Origin of the sequence: Gordonia sp. (in: high G+C Gram-positive bacteria), from assembly GCF_047600385.1 — a bacterium.
In the GTDB taxonomy this organism is placed as follows: Bacteria; Actinomycetota; Actinomycetes; order Mycobacteriales; family Mycobacteriaceae; genus Gordonia.
Genome location: NZ_JASGKZ010000001.1, coordinates 805,262 through 825,862 on the forward strand (window position 1 = coordinate 805,262; position 20,601 = coordinate 825,862).

The window sequence follows — 20,601 nt, forward strand, 5'->3', positions numbered from 1 at the left end:
TGTTCATGGATGGAGCGCGGGTCCGGCGAGCTAGTCGGCGGCGTCCGGGAACGCGGTCTGCTGGTAGCCGCCCCGCAGGGTGCCGTCGATGTAGGCCGCCTTGGTCGCGCGCCGAGCGATCTTGCCGCTCGAGGTCCGCGGGATGGAGCCGTTCGGGACCAGCAGGACGTCCCGGACCATCACGCCGTGTCGTCCTGCGATGGTCGCGCGCACCGCGTCGGCCACCTCCTGCGGGTTGGCCTTCCGGCCCGGCCGCTCGCACACGATCACCAGCTGCTCGGAGGCATCGTCGGGATCGAAGGTCAGTCCGGAGAAGCCGCCGTCGAAGACCTCCGGGGGCAGCTGGTTGGCCGGCACCGCGAACGCGGCGACGAAGCCCGGGCGGATCGCCTCGCTGGCGTCCTCCGCGCTGCTCTCCAGGTCCTGCGGGTAGTGGTTGCGGCCGTCGACGATCACCAGGTCCTTGACGCGGCCGGTGATGTACAGCTCGTCCTCGTAGAAGACGCCGAAGTCGCCGGTCGCCATCCACTCGGCGCCTTCGGGCGCCCCCTCGGAGTGGCTGCCGACCGGCAGCGGGTGGGCGAGCTTGTTGTGGAACGTGGCCTCGGTCTCCTCGTCCTTGTCCCAGTAGCCCTTGCCGATGTTCAGGCCGTTCAGCCAGATCTCGCCGACCCGGCCGTCCTCGAGTTCGGTGCCGGTCTCCGGGTCGACGATGACGGCCCACTGGCTCAGCGCCACCTGGCCGCACGAGACCTGGGCGATCGAGTTCTCGGCGCCCTCCTCCACCGGGGAGAAGTACCCGGCGTTGAGCTTGTCGCGGTCGACGTAGGAGATCTTGGCGGCGTTGTCGCGCTGGGTGGCGGAGACGAAGAGGGTGGCCTCGGCCATGCCGTAGCAGGGCTTGATCGCCTTCGGCGAGAGTCCGTACGGCGCGAAGGCGTCGTTGAACTTGCGCATTGAGCTGACGGTGACCGGCTCAGAGCCGTTGATCAGACCGATGACGTTCGAGAGGTCCAGCTCCTCGCCGTTCTTCGGCAGACCGCGGGCGGCGGCGTGCTCGTAGGCGAAGTTGGGGGCGGCGGCGAAGGTGGGCGCGTGGTCGTCGTCGGCGGCGAGTTCACGGATCCAGCGGCCCGGTCGGCGCACGAACGCCATCGGGCTCATGATCGTGATGTAGCGGCCGCCGAGCGCGGGCAGGATCACCGTGAGCAGGCCCATGTCGTGGAACATCGGCAGCCAGGTGACGCCGCGGGCGTTGCGGTCGATCTCGATGCAGTCGTAGATCTGCAGGACGTTGGCGGCGACGGCCTCGTAGGTGATCTCCACACCGGCCGGGACGCGGGTGGATCCGGAGGTGTACTGCAGGTACGCGACGGTGTCGCGGTTGTGGTCCTCACCGGCGACCGGGGGCACCCAGGCCGCGCCGACCGAGTCGGGCACCGCGTCGACGGCGATGACGCGGGGGCGCTCCTTGGCCGGGCGGTCGGAGAAGAAGTCGCGCACGGCCTCGGCGGACTTGGTGGAGGTCAGGATCGCGGTCGGCTCGCAGTCGGCCAGCACGGCGTGCAGACGGTCGTGGTGGCCGGGCTCGTCCGGGCTGAACAGCGGCACCGCGATGTTGGATGCGTACATGGAGGCGAAGAAGCCGATGACGTACTCGAGGGACTGCGGGGCCAGGATCGCGACACGATCACCGTGCTTGGTCACCTGCTGCAGGCGCGCGGCCACGGCGCGCAGGCGCTTGCCGAACTGCGCCCAAGTGAGGTCGATCCGCTCGCCGTCGCGCTCCCGGCTGTAGTCGATGTAACGGTAGGCGAGGGTGTCGGCCTGTTCACGCACGTTGCGTTCGACGTAGTCGACCAGGGTCGCGTCCTCGGTGAACCGGAGGTTGCCGTCCTCATCGAGGAACTGTTCGAACTCGGTCTTCAGCATTGAAAAACTCCTGTGCCGCGCGGGCGCGGCTTCTCATCAGTCACAGTGTCGGCTCCGATCCTCGACCCCCACGGGGACCAGAGCCCTTTCATTTCCAGTACCGGTTTGTCGTCCACCGGCCCCGGGTGCGCAAAACCGTCGCCATTCTACTCCTCCCGGAGGATCGGAATGACAGGCGCAAAGGCATCCATCTGTGTCGGGAACACTCCGACGTAGCTCATGGTGGTCTTGCGCCGCACCTCGCGGATCTGCTCGGCGATCTCCGCGACGGTGCCGAAGGCCAGGTACGGAGATGCCAGGACGTCGTCGACGGTCAGGGTCGCGTCGCACGCGATGGTCGGCGGATACCCCTGGTCGAGAGCCTTGAGCGCCGTCTCCGCGGCCGCCACCCGGTCGTCGGTGAGAACGACGGCGGCGATGTTCCAGTTCAGTTCGATCCGGTCGAACCGGTCGCCTGCGGCCTCCCGGATGCGTTCCACCCGAGCCGTCGTCTTCTCGATGGTCATGTCGGAGAGCTTCATCCGGCCGTCGGGGGTGGATCCGGTGGCCACCGAGATGATGTCGGCGTGCTTGGCCGCCAGCGCGAGCATCCGCGGGCCGCCGGCGCCCACGGCGAGCGGCGGACGCGGCCCCTGGCGCGGACGCGGCGCCCCCTCGATCCCCTTGATCCGGTAGAACTCGCCGTCGAAGTCGACGGTCTCCCCGCGCATCAGCAGGTCGAGGACGGTCAACGCCTCGTCGAGCCGCCGGATGCGCTCACCCGGCGTGCCGAACTCCAGCCCCGCCCGATCGAACTCGTCCTTCAGCCAGCCCGCACCGATGCCCAGTTCCAGACGCCCCCGGGACAGGACGTCGATGGTGGTGGCCTCCTTGGCGAGGATCACCGGATGCCGGAATCCGTTGGCGAGCACCGAGGTGGCCAGCCGGATGTGATCGGTGGCCTGCGAGAGCGCCCCCAGCGCGGCGAGCGGTCCCACCTGGTTCCCCAGGTGGTCGGGGACGGCGAACGTGTCGTACCCGTACTCCTCCGCGGTCTGCGCGAGCCGGACGAACCTCCGGGCTCCGCCCTCGTCCCGGTTGCCCTCCCCGCCCGCACCGAAGCGGAACCGGCGCAGCCCTTCGGCGTTCCGGTCGATCACGGTTGCGGTCACGGACGACTCTCTCTGTGCGGTGGTGAGCGGTCGGTCACCCGTTTGAAGGACACCGCCAGGTCACGAAAAGGTTAACGCAGCAGGTGAGCAGACCTCAAAAGATCACGAGTGCTTCGGGTGCGGAGCCTGCTCGATCAACCGCGACGACCACCCGAGCATCCACTGCGTGGCGCTCCGACCGTCGATCGACCAGTACCGCTTGGTCGCGTACATCGCGTGCACCGGGTTGTTCACCGCACCGGCGAGCTGACCGACCGCGCCCAGACCGTTCGCCGCGGTCGGCGAATCGCAGATCAGGTCGCCGGGGGCGCAGATCGTGTAGGTCCGGTCCTTCAGGTCGCCGAAGCCGCCGGGCCGGGCGCCGGTCATCGTGATCCCCCCGACCAGCGAACCGAAACCGCCCAGGGCGATCTCGGCGCCGACGCCCGGCGGGACCGGCCCCACGTCGTGCTGACCGCCGGCCTGTCGGCGGCCGTCGGCGATCAGCCCGACGCCCAGGACCAGGTCCTGGTCGCGCTCGGCGATCGGTCCTCGGCCGTTGCCGATGTCACTCGCGATGTCGCCGACGATCACCGCACCCTGCGAGAAGCCCATCAACACGTAGGTGGTCAGCGGGCACTTCTCATTGGTCTCGCGGATCTCGGCCACCGTGCGACGCTTCCCCTGAGCCCGCGAGTCGTTGTAGTCGCGCTGCCGGTCGGTCAGGACCGTCGGATTCCGGAACTGCGCGAGGTAGGGCACCGTGTAGACCTCGGCGCGCGCCTGCGGGAACCTGTCCTGCAGCACCTTGGTGACACGCAGCATGAGCGACCGGGGGTTGGCCGCGGGCCGGTACGGATCGTCGTTCGGCTTCGACTCCCAGGTGCCGGGCACCGACACCACGAGGACGTCCGGGCAGTCGGCGGACTGGGCTTTCGGCCGCTGGGGGCTCGACGACGGCGGCGAGGTGGTCGGGGGGCCGGGGGGCGGCGGCGTCGGTTTCAGGAACTGGATGATCAGGACGATCACCAGGATCACGGCGACGACCGCCAGCGCCCCCAGGAACCACGCCACCTTGCGGAGGGGGCGTTTCACGAGCGGAGGGTCCGGACTAGCAGAGGTTCTTCTCGGCGGCGGCGATCAGCTTGTCCGCCTTGGCGCCCGCCTCGTTCTCGTTCTTGGTGGTCGGCCCGATCCCCGCGCGGACGTAGACCTTGATCATCGTCGGATCGGTCTTCTTCTTCTTCTCCGAGCAGACGTAGTAACCCCAGGTGAGAGCGATGTTCTTGTCGTCGTCGCCCATGAACCCGACGTCGTCGCGCTTGAGCTGCTCGAGGTAGGCCTTCTGCTTGTCGTTCATCTGCGGACGACCCTGCTGCGATCCGGGGAAGTTGCCCGGAACCGAGGTCGACGCCTCCGGCTTGGTGGCCGGCAGCGTCTGGGTGGCCTTCGAGGCGCCTGCAGCCGCCTGGCTCGAGGCCGCGGCCTCCGCGGAACTCGAGGCTCCGGCGGACTTCTTGGCCGACGCGGACGTCGGCGCGCTGCCGGAAACACTCGTGGTGGTGACGTCCTGAGTCAGCGGCGCGCTTGCAGTGGACGAGTCACCACAGGCGCTCAGCGTGACCGCGACGGCCGCAGCCGCCGCGAGCACGATGAGGCCGCGGGAGATCTTGCCAGTCATGGGGTTCAGGCTACCTTCCGATTGCACCGATCTTGCACCGCGCAGGGTATCCACCTGCAGAAACACGGCAGATACTCAGGCGATTATCAACTTGCGCGACACTAGCGTCCGAACACCCGTGCGCCCCCGGCGGGAGTCCAGTCGATTCGGCCGCGTTCGAAGGTGTTGAACTTCACCTTGCCGTCCCGACTGGTGAGTTCATCACTGGTCGGCAGACCGAGGCGGTGGAACTCCGGCACATAGGCGCCGCCGATCGCGCCCGCGACCACCTTGGGCCCCTTCGGACCGGTGAAGAGCCGGCCGTTGCGGAAGTCCTGCGCGTGCCCGCCGGGCACCGGGTACTGCGGCGTCAGGCAGCCGCCCAGACTCCGGAGCTGCTTGGCGTTCTTGAAGGCGGCGCCGTAGCGGCAGGCCACCCGGTCCCCCGACAGGCCGAGCGCACTGGCGATCTGCGGCCACGACTGCTTCATCTCGAACTCCCAGTACGGCCAGGTGTGCGTGCCGGACGGCCGGTAGACGGCCTGCGCCGGGATGCCGGCCTTCGCGAGCTTGGTCGCGAACTGCTGGCTGGTGGTCCGCGACAGCGCCTCCAGGCCGACGCCCGAGTAGTTGGTGGCCAGCAGCGGGATGTCGCTGGGGCGGTCGTGCGGCCCGATCACGCCGTTGCCCGACGAGATGTACAGGCTGGTGCCGCGCAGGCGGTCGGCCAGGACGTACGGGTCGTGCTCGGCCCACGCGGGGTCGCTCGGCTCGCCGAACATCTTCATGGCGTCGTAGCCGCCGCCGTCGCGCAGCGCGAACTGGATGGCCTGCGGCATGCCGTACGACGTCAACTGCAGGATGCCCGAGTACGACGCCGCGAACCGGAAGAACCCCGGAGTGCGCACGGCCAGCATCATCGCGGCGGTGCCGCCCATCGAGAGCCCCTGGACGCCGCGGACGTCGGTCGACCGCCACTGCCCCTCCAGGATCAGCGGAAGCTCGCGCATCAGGAACGTCTCCCACTGGTAGTTCTTCCCGCGGTCGGGCTGCTTCCAGTCGGTGTAGAAGCTGGACTCGCCGCCCACCGGGAGCACCACGTTGACGTTCTTGTCGCGGTAGAAGCTCTCGATGTCGGTGTTGATGATCCAGCCGTTCTGATCGTCCTGCGCACGCAGTCCGTCGAGCGTGTAGAGCTGCGGGAACTTGGCGTTCGGCCGGGACCACCAGTCCCGGGCCAGCAGCAGCTGCACCTGGATCTCGGTGTTCATCGCGGGTGAGAACACCCACAGCGCCACGCGCCGATCGGTGTACCACTTCAGTCGGGTGACCCGGACCGCCGCGGACGGCCCCGGAGCGGGCTGATCGGCCTGACTCGGTGCTGCCGGACTGGGTGCCGCCGGGCTCGGGGCGGCCGGGCTGGGTTCGACGACCCTCGGTTCAGCAGGCCTCGGCTCGGCGGTCCTGGGTTCGGCGGGACGGGGTTCGGCGGGGCGCGGTTCCTGCGTCGCCGGGACGGGCGGCACGGGCGACGGATCAGCCGACGCGGGTACCGCCGGCGACACGGTGAGGGCCAGAGTGAGTGCGACGACGACGCCTGCCCGCACGCTGCCGCGCGCGGTCCGATCCTGCTTCACGCGCCTCAGGCGCGCCTTCCTGCTCCACAGCGTCACGATCCCTGCTCCTTCGTCCACTTCCGGAGAACCGACAGGCGATCGCGAGAGATGCGAAGCGCCCCACGTGTGTTCTTACACGTGGGGCGCTTCGTTGTCCGTACGCCACGCTGTGACGCGTGTGAATTGTGTGACTAATGTTTCACAGCCACCGCAGCGGACTCACTCGGGTCAGCGGAAGAAGCCTCGGCTGTGCGCGTTCCAGAGCATGTCCTGCCAGTAGCCCCAGGCGTGGGTGCCGTTGGCGTAGTGGGTCATCGGGTTCAGGCCCTGTGCCCGGGCGAAGGCCTCGAAGGAAGCCGCCTGGGTCAGCGCGAGCAGTTCCAGCGGGGTGCCCTTGAACAGGTCGTCGCCGACGTTCTGCGGGTAGTTGTAACGACCGAACATGCCGTTGCCCGAACCGATGTAGAGCTTGAGGCCGTGCATGCGGTTGATCAGCATGGTCGGGTCGTTCTGCGGCCAGCGCGGGCTCCACGGAGCGCCCCACATCGAGTCGACGTTCCACGGACCCGGCTGCACGTCGAGCATGGCCACCCGCAGCATGGTGCGCATGCCCGGCGAGGTGAGGAAGTTGTAGCCCGAGAGCGAGGCGGCGGCGTAGTACCGGCTGCGGTTCTGCGCGGCGTTGGTCAGCGCGGCGTTACCGCCCATGGAGATACCCATGAGGGCGTACCGGCCGCCCTTGCTCGCGTAGCCGCGGGAGCGCAGTGCCGGCACGATCCGCTGGTTCAGCACGCAGCCCCAGCGGTAGCGGGCCTGCTGACCGTTGAAGTTCGAGGGGGCGTCCCAGTCGGTGTAGAAGCTGTTCGGGCCGCCGACCGGCATGACGACGTTGACGCCGCGATCGGCGAGCAGTCGTGCGTTGGTCTCGATGGCCCAGCCGCTGCGGTCGTAGCGGGCACGCATGCCGTCGAGCAGGATCACGGTGCGCGTGTTCTGCCTGCGGTACCAGGTCTGCACCTTGACGGTGCCGTTCGGATTCGCCCTGCCCAGCGCACTGTTGCTCGGCATGCCACAGGAGTTGACGCGGAACTCCCGGTAGGCGGCGGCCTCAGCGGTGCCGGCACCGATCACGGAGCCCAGTAGGCCGACCGTCGTCGCGACGGTCACCGCGATCGCCGTCAGGCGGCTGCCGCCGCGCAGCTTGTTCTTACCAAAGCGCATTACTGCCCTCTTCCTTCGCTTACCCGGCTATGAGGACCCTCTCAGGTTCCTCACGGCCGCCTCGTCCGTGCCAGCTGCCTCGCAACCGGACCCACGCCACTCGCTTCTCGGATTCGGCAAGCCTATCCGACCGGCGACGTTAGTCCAATACCGTGACCGAGGTCACGACGCTGCTGATGATGTCTCCACGTCGAGCGTTCCACACAGGTTCCGTACAGAAACTCGTCATCGATACCATCGGGCTGTCGCGGTGAGACGTTACCGTTCCGAGACCGGAATTGCCATTGGTGGCGACCCTCACACGGCCCGATTCGACCGACTCGGGCTCAGCCGGCTCTCAGTCTTCGGTGTCCGGAACCGGTTCCAGGCCGCACCGGAGGATCTCGTACTCCGGGATCCGACTGATCCGGTAACTGTTGAATTCCAAAGACTTTCGCAGGTTGTCGCGGAACAGCCCGTAGTCCCAGGGGACCTTGTACGAGATGAATCGCTTCTGGGTCTCCGGGCACTTGAGCGCCGCGCGGGCACGTCGGACGTCGATCCCCTCGATGTACGCGGGCAGCCCCGCACCACGGGAGACGCCGCCGGACTCCGCCACCACCCACTCGTTCGGCAGGTTCTTGTCGTGGCCGATCCGACCGTCCTGCAGACGCTCGGTGTGCGCCGCCAACGGATAGGCCAGACCCATCTGGTCCACCACCCGGACGTCGAGCGGGGCGTTCATCCCCGTCATCCCCAGATTGAGGAAGTACAGCGTCGTCGCACCGCGGAGATGTTCGGGCAGCCCCCGGCGGAGCTTCGCGACGTACCAGTGATCGAAGTCACCCGCAGGCAGGATGATGCCGCCGTCCTTGCCGCGGACCTCCTCGATCGTCTCCATCATCGCGCGCATCCGCGGGTAGTCGAGGTAGTCCTCGGCGGTCACCGGATTGGGGTTGGCCATGTTGGCCACATAGAAGCGACGCTCGTCGACGATCCCCTCGCGGCCGATCTCCATCGGCGATGCGGTGACGGTCTGCTGCGAGATCGCCGCCCCCCACCAGACCGTGCCGCCGACCACCAGGACGATGAAGCCCGCCGCGGCCAGCCGCGGCCGGGAGACCGCCGAGCTCAGCGAGTCCGGGAGCGTCGCCGGGACCACCATCACCGGCAGCAGCAGGATGAACATCGGGGCGAGCAGCACGCGGCCGTGCATGAAGTCGCCGCCCTGGCGGGTCCAGTAGAGGGACAGCAGGACGCCGGCCGCCAGCACGGTGGCCACCGCGGTCGACGGCCGCTGCAGGCTCGCCTGGAACGCCTTCCAGCGCTCACCGACCGTCCGGCGGCGCGGCGGCTTCGGGTCGAGGATGTCCGGAAGACCCTCTTCGACCTCGTCGGCGGCATCGTCGGGCCCGGCGACCGGATCCGGAACGTCGTCGCGCACCCGCGTCAGAACCAGCACCACGCCGACCAGGACGGCCAGGATCACCGGGAGCAGCAGCAGATACGGGGAGAACAGGTTCTCCAGGTAGAGGTAGCCCTGCCCCCACTTGGAGCCGCTCGCGTCCTTGGCGATGGCCGGATTCGGCACCAGGATCGCGTAGTAGCCCATGCGGAAGACCTGGTAGCCGACCGGCAGCACCGCGGCGACGACGACCATCGCGACCCGCATGAGCCAACCGATCGGGGCGCAGAACAGGACCAGCAGCACCAGCGCGCCGAGCACGGTGATCTCCGGCCGGATCAGCGGGGCCAGGCCGGCGAAGAACGCGAGGAACAGGAACGACGCCCGCGCGGCGACGTCGGTGCGCGCCGGATCGCGGCGCGACCAGGCCAGGAACAGGCACCACAGGCAGGCGATCCAGAAGATCGCCAGGCCGTTCTCCAGGCCGCTGGTGGCGAAGTCGCGGGCCGGCGGGAGCGCGATGTAGACGATCGAGCCGAGCGGCAGCAGCAGGGTGAAGCCCGCCGCGGCCCGGCCGGACCCGGAATCGGGCAGCCAGCGCCTGCCGTACAGGCGCGCGGTGCCGTACATCGCGATCGGGATCGCCAGCAGCGAATGCACCAGCGCCACCCACAGCACCACATACTCCACCTGGCCGTCGGTGACCCACGTCCAGAACCAGTTGACGTAGGTCCACGCGGTGGAGGTGTTGGCCTCCACGCGCTCGCCCGCGTTGAACACCGGACCGTTGCCGGCGAACAGGTTCTTGACGGTGCGCAGCACGATCAGGCCGTCGTCGGCGATCCACCGTCGCTGCCAGGCGCCGATTCCGAAGAACACGGTCACCAGCACGGTGCCGACGAGCCAGCTCAGGCCCGGGACCAGGAGACGCGGGGTCGGGAAGCGGCGGGACGACGACGCGGCCCCCGCCTCCGCCGACGGCTCCGTGTCGGGAGCGTCGGCGGTGTCGGGGGTGTCGGGCAGACCGGTCCGGTCGGGGTCAGGACGGGACATAGACCGCGACCGCGACGAGGACGACCCAGGCCACGGCGAGGAACTGGAGAACCCGGTCGCCGAGCGCGATCTCCTCGGGCTCGCCCGCCTCGCCGCCGTCCACGTCGACGGCGTAGCGCAGGATGGCGACGGTGAACGGGACCATCGAGATGGCGTACCAGACGTTGTCCGGGTGCATCTCGTAGTCGAACGCCCACAGGCCGTAGCAGAGGACGACGGCGGTGGCCGACAGCGTCCAGACGAACCGCAGGTAGGTGGTGGTGTAGTACTCCAGCGACTTGCGGATCTTGGCCCCGGTCCGCTCGGCCAACTGCAGTTCCGCGTACCGCTTGCCCGCCGCCATGAACAGCGAGCCGAAGGCCATCACCAGCAGGAACCACTTCGACAGGTCGATCTCGGCGGCGACGCCGCCGGCGATCGCGCGCAGCAGGAAGCCCGAGGACACGATGCAGATGTCCACCACGGCCTGGTGCTTCAGGCCGAAGCAGTAGCCGAGCTGGACCACGATGTACACCGCGATCACCACGGCGGTCTGCCAGTTCGCGACGAGCGAGATCCCGATGGCGCCCGCGATCAGGACCACCGCCAGGGCGAACGCCAGGTTCCGCGGGACCACGCCCGCGGCGATCGGCCGGAACCGCTTGGTCGGGTGCGCGCGGTCGGCCTCGACGTCGAGCGCGTCGTTGATCAGGTAGATCGACGACGCCGCCAGGCAGAACGCCACGAAGGCGATGCCGACGTGACTCATCTTGGTCGCGTCGGTCAGCGCATCGGTGCCCGCCGCCAGCGGTGCGGCCAGCACCAGGACGTTCTTGACCCACTGCCGGGGGCGCAACGCCTTGATCAGACCGGTGGCCAGATTCTTCGGCGGACCGGCGACCTTGCCCTCGATCGGCTCCTCGCTCATCAGCTGTTCCTCACTTCGTCGACGCCGACGGCGCAGGCCGATCGGTGTAAAGCTTGTCGGCCGCCACGACGGCCCCGGCGCCGAGCGCGCCGATCAGCGCGCCCGCGGCCACATCGGAAGGGTAATGGACGCCCAGGACGAGCCGGGAGGCCAGCATGGGCGGCACGAGCGCGGCGGGCACCGCGATCGGGGCCAGCCGACGCAGACCGCGGGCCTCTCCGGTGGCCAGCGCCCGGCCGAGCAGGATGGCGGCGGCGGTGGTCGAGGTCGCATGGCTCGACGGGAAGCTGAGCTTGCTCGGCGTGCCGACCCCCACCCGGATCTGCGGGTGATGCGGCCGACGACGGCGCACGATCCGCTTGATCACCACCGAGGCGGCGTGCGCGCCGAACGCACCGATGCCCGCCTCGACGAAGGCGCGCCTGGCGTCGTCGTCGTGCCGGTAGGCGGCGACGGCGGCACCGGCCGCGGCCAGTCCCATCCAGCCCAGCGCGTGCTCACCCAGGTGGCTGAGCCCGCGCGCGCCCGCGACGACGCCGGGCAGGGCGCCCACGGTGCTCTGCACATCGATGAGGATCTGCTCCTCGGTGTTCGGGGCGGGCACGTCGTCGTGTGCCGACCCGCCGTCCGGGGCGGGCAGACCGTCGTCCGCTCCCCGAATCTCGTTCTCCGCTCCCCGAGCCTCGTCGTTCGCTCCCCGAGCTCCGTCGTTCGCTCCCCGAGCTCCGTCGAGGGGTTCAGTCGATTCCGTAGACACGTGCCCAGCTCTCCTCGCTCGCCAGTTCCTCGTGCGCCGCCCGGTACTGCGCACGCATCTCGTCGAACCGCTGCCGCAGTTCCTTCTGCAGTCTGGCCGACTCGGCGCCCAGGCGGAGCATCTTCTCGCGGTCCCGCTGTCGGTAGACCACCCCGCGGCCGTCCGCGGTGGTCACGGTGACCCCGTCGACGAGGCCCAGCGAGTACCAGCGCGCCTCGATCGGCGGGTAGTTGGCCTGCGGCACCTCGTGGTGACGCGGATCGGCCGGGCGGACGTTGTTGACGATCGCCTTGAGGAGCGTCTTGACCTTGGCGACCGGGTTCGGCGGCTCGTGCATGCCCAGGTGGGTGGCCTCGCCGGAGGTCTTCGGCAGTGCGGTGGCCGACGGCAGCACGACGGCGTCCGGGTATCCCTTGCGCATCTCGGCGACCTTGCCCAGCGCGGTCGGCAGGATCTCGCGGATGTGGTGCGGCCCGGCCAGGAAGTCGCGGATCGCCTCGTTCTGGATGGCGACCGTCGAGTACTCCAGGCACAGCAGATGCTTGGCGGTGGCCTTGACCATCGACTTGAGGATGCCGTTGACGTCGCCGTCGTACAGCGAGGCCACCACCAGGCGGTTGCGCAGATGGAAGTAGGCCTGCCAGTCGATGGCGTCGTCCTTGTCCGTCCACGCCATGTGCCAGATCGCGATGCCCGGGACGGTGGCCGTCGGGTAGCCGGCGCGCGCCGCGCGGAGCGCGTACTCCCAGTCGTCCCACTTGATGAACAGCGGCAGCGGCAGCCCGATCTCCTCGGCGCAGATGCGGGGGATCATGCACATCCACCAGCCGTTGCCCTCGACGTCGATCCGTCGATGCAGGTCCTTGGAGTCCTCGCGGTCGGTCAGCGGGTACTTGGAGAAGTCGTGGTCGTACTCGACGAACGGCGCGGCGGTCCACATGAAGTCGCCGCGGTCGATGACCTCGCCCATGCAGTGCAGGTGGCTGCGGTCCTGCAGGTTCAGCATCTGGCCGCCGACCAGCATCGGGGTCTCGGCGAACCGGGACATCGCCAGGGCGCGCAGGATCGAGTCGGGCTCGATCATGATGTCGTCGTCCATGTACAGCACGTACGGGCTGTCGGTGAGACGCAGCGCCTCGTACATGATGCGCGAGTAGCCGCCGGATCCGCCGAGGTTCCCCTGGTCGAACATGTGCAGGCGGTCGCCGAGAGCGGCCGCGGCCTCGGCGTAGCCGGGCTCGTCCTTCACCTTGCGGGTGCCCTGGTCCGGCATGATCACCGCGTCCACGACGGCGTCGACCAGCGGGTCAGAGGTGAGCGCGGCCAGCGCGGCCACGGCGTCGGCCGGTCGGTTGAAGGTCGGGATGCCGACGGTGATGCGCTTGTCCGGGACCGTGCCCGCGCCGCGGCCGCGTGCCGAGCCCGCCGACGGGGGGACCTCGATCGGGGCGTACCAGCCGGCCGCGGTGATCTCGGTCGCGGTGTCGGTGGTGACGTCGAACCAGATCCAGCCGCCGTCCTCGAACGGGCCGAGGTCGGTCTCGAACTCGTAGACGCCCCGGCCGTCGGCGCCGAGCCGGACCAGGTCGCCGCCGATCGCGATGCGGGAGCCGTCGATCTTGGAGCGGTACAGGTCGACGCGCGCGGGCGCCTGGGTCACCGCACCGTCGCCCGCGGCGAGCTCGATGCGCAGGACCACCGACTTCAGCACGCTCCAGCGGCGCCAGTACGAGGCGGCGAAGGCGTTGAAGTACGTCGCGAAGCTCACCTCGGACTCGCCGCCGATGCGGACGCTGGTGCGGTCGGGCGCGTGGGCGCGGGCCTCGTTGCGGTCGGATTCGACCAGGTACAGCGAGCGCACGTCGATCGGCTCGCCCGGGCGCGGGAAGATCACGCGCTGCAGCAGCGAGACGGCCCTGCTGTCGGGATCGGCGACGTCGTGCCGGTCGGCGGCGGGCATGGCGGTGTCGGGGGAAGTCATCGTCGTTCTCGCTCCGTCAGTCCGCGTCGTTCCGAGTCGCCAGCGGCGTCCCGTCACGCAGGTGCGGGGCCAGCGTGTTGTCGAACATGGTCAGCGCACTGGCGATCGCCATGTGCATGTCGAGGTACTGGTAGGTGCCCAGGCGACCGCCGAAGAGCACGTTGTTCTCCGCGGTCTCGGCCTTGGCGAGCTCGCGGTAGGCCGCGACGCGCTGCCGGTCCTCGGGGGTGTTGATCGGGTAGTACGGCTCGTCGCCCTCGCCGGCGAAGCGGCTGAACTCCCGCATGATGACAGTCTTGTCCGTCGGGTACTCGGTGCGCTCGGGGTGGAAGTGCCGGAACTCGTGGATCCGGGTGTACGGCACGTCGGCGTCGTTGTAGTTCATCACCGGGGTGCCCTGGAAGTCGCCGGTGTCGAGCACCTCCATCTCGAAATCGAGGGTGCGCCAGCCCAGTTCACCCGCCGAGTGGTCGAAGTAGCGATCCAGCGGCCCGGTGTAGACCACCGGCGCGTCGGGGTTGGCCGCGCGCAGCTCGTCGCGCACCTCGAACCAGTCGGTGTTCAGCCGCACCTCGATGCGCTCGTCGGCGGCCATGTTCTCCAGCCACGCGGTGTAGCCGTCGACGGGCAGCCCCTCGTAGGTGTCGTTGAAGTACCGGTTGTCGAAGGTGTAGCGCACCGGCAGCCGGGTGATGTTGCCCGCGGGCAGGTTCTTCGGGTCCGTCTGCCACTGCTTGGCGGTGTACGCCTTGATGAAGGCCTCGTAGAGCGGGCGGCCGATCAGACTGATCGCCTTCTCCTCCAGGTTCTTCGCGTCCGCGGTGTCGATCTCGCTGGCCTGCTCGGCGATCAGCGCGCGCGCCTCGTCCGGGGTGAAGTAGCGACCGAAGAACTGCGACACCAGACCCAGTCCCATCGGGAACTGGTAGGCCTGGCCGTCGTGCATCGCGAACACCCGGTGCTGGTAGCCGGTGAAGTCGGTGAACCGATTGACGTAGTCCCACACCTTCTCGTTCGACGTGTGGAACAGGTGCGCACCGTACTTGTGGACCTCGATGCCGGTCGTCGGCTCCGGCTCGGAGTAGGCGTTGCCGCCCAGATGGCCGCGGCGTTCGACGACGAGGACCCGCTTGCCGAGCTGAGTCGCCGCCCGCTCGGCCACGGTCAGGCCGAAGAAACCGGATCCGACCACGATCAGGTCGACGCCGGAGTCCTGCGAGCGGGTCGCGTCCTGCGAGTACGCATGGTTATCCGTCACAACTGTTCAGGTTATCGGAAGGTTCCTGAGTGTTCAGCAAGGCACGACCCCGATCACGGGTTCGGATGCTCACACCGCCGAAAGCGCCCGCTCCCTCGTCCGACCCGGACGAGGGAGCGGGCGTCGTACCCGATGCGAGGCGGTTCGGCGGCCGTCCGTCAGCGCAGTCCGTCCCGCTTGGGGAAGCCGAGGACGGCGAGTCCGCCCGCCTTCAGGAAATCGGTCAGCGCCTGGCCGAGCAGCGCCGTGGCCCCGGTGTTCGGGCTGTAGTAGATGAGGCCGTTCTCGATCACCTGGACCAGCCCGTGCGTGCCCTTGCCGTCGGTCACCAGCTCCGGTTCGGAGACGGTGCCGAGGGAGCCCTGCGAGTTGTCGCTGCGGTCCTTGCCGACCGTGCCCAGCGAACCGTGGCGATTCGCGCTCGGTCCCTGCGGATCGGTGGCCGACTCGTCGGCGACCGTGCCCAGCGAGCCGTGCCGGTTCGCGCTCGGCCCCTTGGGATCGGTGGCCGACTCGTCGCTGACGGTCCCCAGCGAACCGTTGCGGTTGGCGCTCGGCCGGTTGGGGTCGGCCGCGGGGTTGTCGGAGAACTCGCCGCCGGAGATCGCGACACGCTTCTGGGCCAGCGCCCCCCGACCCACCTCGATCATCTGCTCGATGATCGGCGTCAACTGACCGGCGAGGTCGCTGAGGTCGCCGCTGAGACCGAGTGCCGAGAGGTCCGGCAGTCCGCCGCTGCCACCGCCGAGCAGCGTGAACAGCGGACTCAGATCCAGGAAGTCCAGCAGGCCGCCCTGCGCACCCGGACTCACCGGAGGCTTGACGATCTTGGGCAGGCTCTTCTGCCCCTTCACCGCGAACCAGTCGGACTTGAGCTGCAGCTTCGTGCGGGCCTCGTCACCGGTGGCCTCGACGGTGCGGGCCGAGCCCACCACGCGCACCTTGACCACGCGGCCGCTGCCCGCGCCCAGACCGTTCGCCTCGATCACCTCGAAGCTGCGCAGGGTGCCCACCCCGAACGCCGACGCGATGCTCGACGGGCTCACCTCGACGGTCCAGTCGTGGTTCGGGGAGACCGAGTCGCCCTCGTCGATCACGGCCGGGAAGTCGCCGCCCGCGGTGTACCCGCCGGTGGAGGCGGAGAACTCGGCGAGCACCGGTTTGCCGCCGCGCATCCGGACCTGGCCCGCGGTCTCGTCGGCGGCCCGGTTGGTGCGGGGGTCCTCCCCGGAGGCGCCCTGATACACCTGCGACTGCTGGGTGTTGTCGATCTTGCGGCCCGAGGCGATGCCGGCGAGCACGTACGAGCGCGCCGCCACGGCCTGCGCCTTGAGCGCCTCGAAACCTCCGGTGTCAGCCCAGCCGGGCACCGACTCCTTGGGGATCACGCCCTTCACGTAGTCGTCGATGTGCAGCTTGTTCGCGATGCCGTCGGCGGTCACACCGAGTGAACCGCGATACTTGTCACCGCTGTCGCAGAAGGTCAGCAGTTCGCCGGCCGGGCGGTTCGGGCCCGCGGTGATCGGATCGATCCACTGCGCGGGCGCGGTCCGGATCACGGCACCGCCGCAGCCCTGCTTGATGGTGGCGGTGCCCCCGGACAGACTCACGGCCTGTCCGGGAGACACGTTCACCCCGCCTACCTTGGCACCGCCGTCCGCGCGGACATCGACCGACCGCTTCTCGCTGAGCGAGACGGTCACGTCGGGGTTGTCCACCTTCCCCGCGGTCGTGTTGCCGTAGTAGTGACGCAGGATCCTGTCGGCGTTCCAGCCGCGTTTGGCGTACCCGTAGGCACCCCACTGCCCCAGGCCGCGACCGTGACCGTGGCCGTGACCGTTGAGGGTGACCGAACTCGCGCGCAACGAGATGCCCGCATCCTCGATCCACTGCCCACCACCGGCCAGCAGGCCGCCGGCGATCATCACGGGGGTGACCGCAAGGGCCGCGAAAGTGAGATTCCGCTTCTTGGCTCTGCCGGGTCGGGTCTTGGGCACTGCTTACCTCATTCGCGCGGGACCTCAGCTGCAGCCTGTGGCCCGTGTGATTAGTGGGACTACTGTGACAGTAGTGGTATATAGATGGGTTGCCAACCAGCGACACGTCACAACCGGATCACACTGAGTGCCGAGAGTCGGGTCGCTCACGTGCCGTCATCGCTGTTCAGGAGAGGCTGCGGGGTGTCGACGACGCCCCCGGCGCCGGATCGCGGCGCGTCATGTCGCAACTCCTGCCTGGCGTGTCGCGTTCCCTCTTCCGTGTCGCGGATCATCCATGGACCGCGACACGGAAGACGAGGCGCGACACGACCGAGACGGCCACCGACGCACCGGTGCCTCCCCTCCCGCCCCCGAGCGGCGTGTCGCGACTCCTGCTCCATGTCGCGCGTCGTCCATGAGCCGCGACACGGAAGAGGGGCCGCGACATGCCGATGCGAGCCCCGTCGGAGCGCCGCACCCGTGCCCGCTCTCGCCCCGGGCTCCAGGCTCCGGGCGGCGTGTCGCCTCGCCTCGGGCCGCGTGTCGCGACTCCCGTTCCATGTCGCGCGTCATCCATGAGCCTCGACACGGAAGAGGGAACGCGACACGCCGCAGGGGGGGGCGAGGGGCCAGGCGGCACCGAACGACGAAAGCCCGTGGCGCGGAACCGGCGAGCGCGATCGAGCCGGGACCGTCACCGGAGTCCGCGGCACGACACACCCGAGACGGATCTGCAGCACGGAACCGGGCGGGCCTGGGCGTCGTAGGTCTCAGCGGAGACTCAGCCGATCGAGCCAGTACTCCAGCTTCGGCACCATCGTGCCGGCCTCCAGCATCGCCCACCGGGACCGGACCACCATGATGCCCGCGGCACGCAGCTCGTCTTCGCGGTGCTTCTCCCGTACCACCGCGTCGGCCACCGACTCCCCCGGCCGGCGATACCGGCCGTACTTGCTCATCCCGTCGAACTCCCACACCAGACGACTCCGCCAGTCGCCGTCGACGCGGTAGGTCGTCCCGTTCACGACGTGCTCCACCTGCAGTGTCGGCAGCGGCAGACCCGCGCCGATCATCTGCGCACGACCCCACGATTCGCCGACGGACTCGGCCAGTCCGTCGGCGTACGCGAGCGCGGCGCGGGCGATACGCGTGCCGCGGCGGCGTCGTCCCGCCAACTGCAGGGCGAGCGCTTCCCGCGAGGCGTCGAGGTGCAGCGCCCCGTCCAGGACGACGAGGGCCTGCGCGAACGCCAGCGGATGCTCCGGCACCACCGCCTGTGCGACGTCGGCCGCGGTGCGCTCGAGGCCGGTCACCGCGATGCCGTCGACCTCGACCAGGTCTCCGTCGCGCAGTTCACCGGCGTGCACATGTGTGGATCTGCGCACGCTGCCGCCCCCGATCTCCCCGTTGACCAGGTGCACGACCCCCATCGGGGCCTTGAGCATTGGCAACCCGTGCACGACGGCCGCCGACTGGTGACTGAGCACCGTCGCACCGCGGCTGTGCTCGGTGGTCACCACCGCGATGCTCCGCAGTCGGAACTCCCGCGCTCGTATCTCGGCTCGCCGGGTGGCGTCCGCCTCGTCCGACGCCTCCGGGATCATGTAGACCCCGCGGGCCAGCCTCGCCAGAGACTTCTTCTCCACCAGTCGGCAGATCCGGTTGTCGGTGAAGCCCGCGGCGAGTGCGGCTTCGCGACGGATGAGCCCGTGATCGTCGTGCGGGAGCCCGCGTACGTCTGTGTCCATCCGCCGATCAGACACCCGATCGCGCGAACCGTGTTCGCACTGTCCACAGGCTCGTCAGCCGAGCGCGGAGTTGTCCACAGGATACGACGGCGGGCTCGATCCCCTCTTGCGCCGCTGTGTCGCGGCTCCTCTTCCGTGTCGCGCGTCGTCCATGGTCAGCGACACGGAAGAGGGGCCGCGACACGTCGGAAAACCGGAAAGCCGGAAAGCCGGAAACGAACCACCCGGGAAGAGGACCGGCCCGGAGAATCTAGAACCAGTGCTCCAGCACCTGCGCGAGTCCGTCCTCCGCATTCGAGGGCGCCACCTGATCGGCCACGGCCGTCGCCGCCGGATCGCCGTGCCCCATCGCCACCCCGAGTCCGGCCCAGCGCAGCATCTCGATGTCGTTGGGCATGTCGCCGAACGCGATCGTCGCCCGGGCGTCGACGTCGGTGTGCTCGGCCAACCAGGCCAGACCGCGGGCCTTGTGCACCCGCGGAACGGAGATCTCCACCAGACCGGTGTCGATGGAGAAGGTCACCTCGGCCAGGTCGCCCAGGGCCGGGCGGAGCCGGTGGGCCATGTCGCGCGAGGTCATGGAGGTGTCGCGCACCAGCATCTTCACGGCCGGGACGGCGAAGATCTGCTCGTCGTTCACCTCGACGTGGTCGGGGTTGAGCCACGCGTGCTGATATCCGGCGGTGGCGACGAAGGGCGCGGTGGCCGCGTCGCCCGCACCGCTGTCCGCGAGGGTCGCGGCACGTTCGACGGCCAGTCCCACCCCGGGCAGGCGTTCGGCCACCGCCTCGGCGAGTTCCCGGAGCACCTCCGTCTCGAGGGCCTCGACGTGCAGGATCTCGTCGGCGAGGACGTCGTACACGATCGCGCCGTTCGCGCAGACCGCGTACCGGACCGCGGCGGACGAGTCGGCGAGCTGATCGGCCACCTGCGGGATCCACCGCGGCGGACGCCCGGTGGCCAGCACCAGTTCGACGCCTTCGGCGCGCGCCCGCTCGAGCACCGCTCGGGTACGAGGTGTCAGGGTGTCGGCCCGGTCGAGCAGTGTTCCGTCGACGTCGGAGGCGATCAGGCTGGGCGGTCCCCAGTCCGTCGGCTCTCGGTTCGGCGGCGCCCAGGCCGCCGGTTCCGGGTCATCGGTCATCAGGTCTGTTCTCCTTCGGACGTTCTCTCGCATCCTGGTCGGCTTTCTCCCGCACCGCCCGCTCGGCACGACGCCGCGCCTTCTCGCGGGCCTCGGCGTCTTCGATCCCGAGCGCCTCCGCCGGCGTCGGAGCCCCTCCGCCCAGGCGCGCCGGGAGCCAGTCGGCACCGGCGGGCGCCTCGGGGTAGCCGGCCTGGACGTCGTGCAACAGGCGCTCCATCGTGTCGCGCAGATCCCGAGTGGCCGTCTCGACGTCGGCGTCGGCGGGGACGACGACGGGCTCCCCGAATCTCACATGGACCGGGATCCGGGTGAAACCCGCGCGTCGCCGGGTGCCCTTGCTCCACTGCCGCTGCGCACCCCAGTGCACGGCGGGCACGATCGGCACCCCGGCGTCACGGGCCATCCGGACGGGCCCGGTCTTGAACTCTTTGAGTTCGAAACTCCGGCTGATCGTGCTCTCCGGGTACACGACCACGACGTGGCCGGCCCGGAGCGTGTCGACGGCCGCCCGGTAGGCCTGTGCGCCCGCCGAGCGGTCCACCGGCACCGACCCCGTGTGGCGGATCAGGAAACGCATGATCCCGACGTCCATCAGCTCGGACTTGACCATGAACCGCCCGCGTCTGCCCCTCCGGTACAGACCGAGAGCGGGAGCCAGGAAGTCCAGGTACCCGTTGTGGTTGAGCGCGAGCACGACGCCTCCCGATCGGGGGACGTGTTCGAGGCCGGAGTACCGGCGCCGGGTGCCCTGCAGGCGGACGAGCGTGCCCGCCGTGATCTCCAGGGTGCGGAACACCGGTTCCATCGCTCCCCCTCTCTCTCGGCACC

15 protein-coding genes are annotated in these 20,601 nt (G+C 69.4%); all 15 read right to left on the reverse strand.

What is annotated here, in order from left to right; translation table 11 throughout:
* Positions 1–30: 30 nt before the first annotated feature.
* Positions 31–1,932, reverse strand: a complete 1,902-nt coding sequence (gene fadD32 / locus QM809_RS03675; RefSeq protein WP_415044468.1) for a long-chain-fatty-acid--AMP ligase FadD32 — start codon at positions 1,930–1,932, stop codon at positions 31–33.
* A gap of 146 nt (positions 1,933–2,078) precedes the next feature.
* Entirely contained in the window at positions 2,079–3,083 is a 1,005-nt protein-coding gene (locus QM809_RS03680) for a TIGR03621 family F420-dependent LLM class oxidoreductase (RefSeq protein WP_415044469.1), read from the reverse strand.
* 102 nt (positions 3,084–3,185) lie between these two features.
* The gene (locus tag QM809_RS03685) at positions 3,186–4,157 is read right to left on the reverse strand and encodes a cutinase family protein (RefSeq protein ID WP_415044470.1); all 972 of its coding nucleotides are present in this window, start codon (positions 4,155–4,157) and stop codon (positions 3,186–3,188) included.
* A gap of 16 nt (positions 4,158–4,173) precedes the next feature.
* Positions 4,174–4,743 carry a hypothetical protein gene (locus QM809_RS03690; protein ID WP_415044471.1) on the reverse strand — a complete coding sequence of 190 codons (570 nt, stop codon included), beginning with the start codon at positions 4,741–4,743 and terminating at the stop codon, positions 4,174–4,176.
* Positions 4,744–4,844: 101 nt separating this feature from the next.
* Entirely contained in the window at positions 4,845–6,395 is a 1,551-nt protein-coding gene (locus tag QM809_RS03695; RefSeq protein WP_415044472.1) for an alpha/beta hydrolase-fold protein, read from the reverse strand.
* 171 nt (positions 6,396–6,566) lie between these two features.
* Entirely contained in the window at positions 6,567–7,559 is a 993-nt protein-coding gene (locus QM809_RS03700) for an alpha/beta hydrolase (RefSeq protein WP_415044473.1), read from the reverse strand.
* Positions 7,560–7,896: 337 nt separating this feature from the next.
* On the reverse strand, positions 7,897–9,996 hold the full coding sequence (locus QM809_RS03705; protein ID WP_415044474.1) for a hypothetical protein: 2,100 nt from the start codon (positions 9,994–9,996) through the stop codon (positions 7,897–7,899).
* Positions 9,983–10,903: a decaprenyl-phosphate phosphoribosyltransferase gene (locus QM809_RS03710; protein ID WP_415044475.1), complete on the reverse strand. Its 921-nt coding sequence runs from the start codon at positions 10,901–10,903 to the stop codon at positions 9,983–9,985. The genes QM809_RS03705 and QM809_RS03710 overlap by 14 nt, the downstream gene beginning before the upstream one ends.
* A gap of 10 nt (positions 10,904–10,913) precedes the next feature.
* Positions 10,914–11,543, reverse strand: a complete 630-nt coding sequence (locus QM809_RS03715; RefSeq protein ID WP_415047005.1) for a phosphatase PAP2 family protein — start codon at positions 11,541–11,543, stop codon at positions 10,914–10,916.
* Positions 11,544–11,640: 97 nt separating this feature from the next.
* Positions 11,641–13,641: a glycosyltransferase gene (locus QM809_RS03720; RefSeq protein ID WP_415044476.1), complete on the reverse strand. Its 2,001-nt coding sequence runs from the start codon at positions 13,639–13,641 to the stop codon at positions 11,641–11,643.
* A 16-nt stretch (positions 13,642–13,657) separates the two neighbouring features.
* Entirely contained in the window at positions 13,658–14,899 is a 1,242-nt protein-coding gene (glf, locus tag QM809_RS03725) for a UDP-galactopyranose mutase (RefSeq protein ID WP_415044477.1), read from the reverse strand.
* 158 nt (positions 14,900–15,057) lie between these two features.
* Positions 15,058–16,896, reverse strand: a complete 1,839-nt coding sequence (locus tag QM809_RS03730) for a SpoIID/LytB domain-containing protein (protein ID WP_415044478.1) — start codon at positions 16,894–16,896, stop codon at positions 15,058–15,060.
* A gap of 752 nt (positions 16,897–17,648) precedes the next feature.
* Entirely contained in the window at positions 17,649–18,626 is a 978-nt protein-coding gene (locus QM809_RS03735) for a type IV toxin-antitoxin system AbiEi family antitoxin domain-containing protein (RefSeq protein WP_415044479.1), read from the reverse strand.
* A 250-nt stretch (positions 18,627–18,876) separates the two neighbouring features.
* The gene (locus QM809_RS03740; RefSeq protein WP_415044480.1) at positions 18,877–19,770 is read right to left on the reverse strand and encodes an HAD family hydrolase; all 894 of its coding nucleotides are present in this window, start codon (positions 19,768–19,770) and stop codon (positions 18,877–18,879) included.
* Positions 19,760–20,578, reverse strand: a complete 819-nt coding sequence (locus tag QM809_RS03745) for a lysophospholipid acyltransferase family protein (protein WP_415044481.1) — start codon at positions 20,576–20,578, stop codon at positions 19,760–19,762. Before QM809_RS03745 ends, QM809_RS03740 begins: the two co-directional genes overlap by 11 nt.
* Positions 20,579–20,601 lie beyond the last annotated feature (23 nt).

Bases quoted from the DNA above. Each gene is read 5' to 3' on its own strand.
- QM809_RS03720 (WP_415044476.1), bottom strand. From the start codon at position 13,641: ATGACTTCCCCCGACACCGCCATGCCCGCCGCCGACCGGCACGACGTC.
- QM809_RS03735 (WP_415044479.1), bottom strand. From the start codon at position 18,626: ATGGACACAGACGTACGCGGGCTCCCGCACGACGATCACGGGCTCATC.
- QM809_RS03740 (WP_415044480.1), bottom strand. From the start codon at position 19,770: ATGACCGATGACCCGGAACCGGCGGCCTGGGCGCCGCCGAACCGAGAG.
- QM809_RS03690 (WP_415044471.1), bottom strand. From the start codon at position 4,743: ATGACTGGCAAGATCTCCCGCGGCCTCATCGTGCTCGCGGCGGCTGCG.
- QM809_RS03745 (WP_415044481.1), bottom strand. From the start codon at position 20,578: ATGGAACCGGTGTTCCGCACCCTGGAGATCACGGCGGGCACGCTCGTC.
- fadD32 (WP_415044468.1), bottom strand. From the start codon at position 1,932: ATGCTGAAGACCGAGTTCGAACAGTTCCTCGATGAGGACGGCAACCTC.
- QM809_RS03700 (WP_415044473.1), bottom strand. From the start codon at position 7,559: ATGCGCTTTGGTAAGAACAAGCTGCGCGGCGGCAGCCGCCTGACGGCG.
- QM809_RS03705 (WP_415044474.1), bottom strand. From the start codon at position 9,996: ATGTCCCGTCCTGACCCCGACCGGACCGGTCTGCCCGACACCCCCGAC.
- QM809_RS03710 (WP_415044475.1), bottom strand. From the start codon at position 10,903: ATGAGCGAGGAGCCGATCGAGGGCAAGGTCGCCGGTCCGCCGAAGAAT.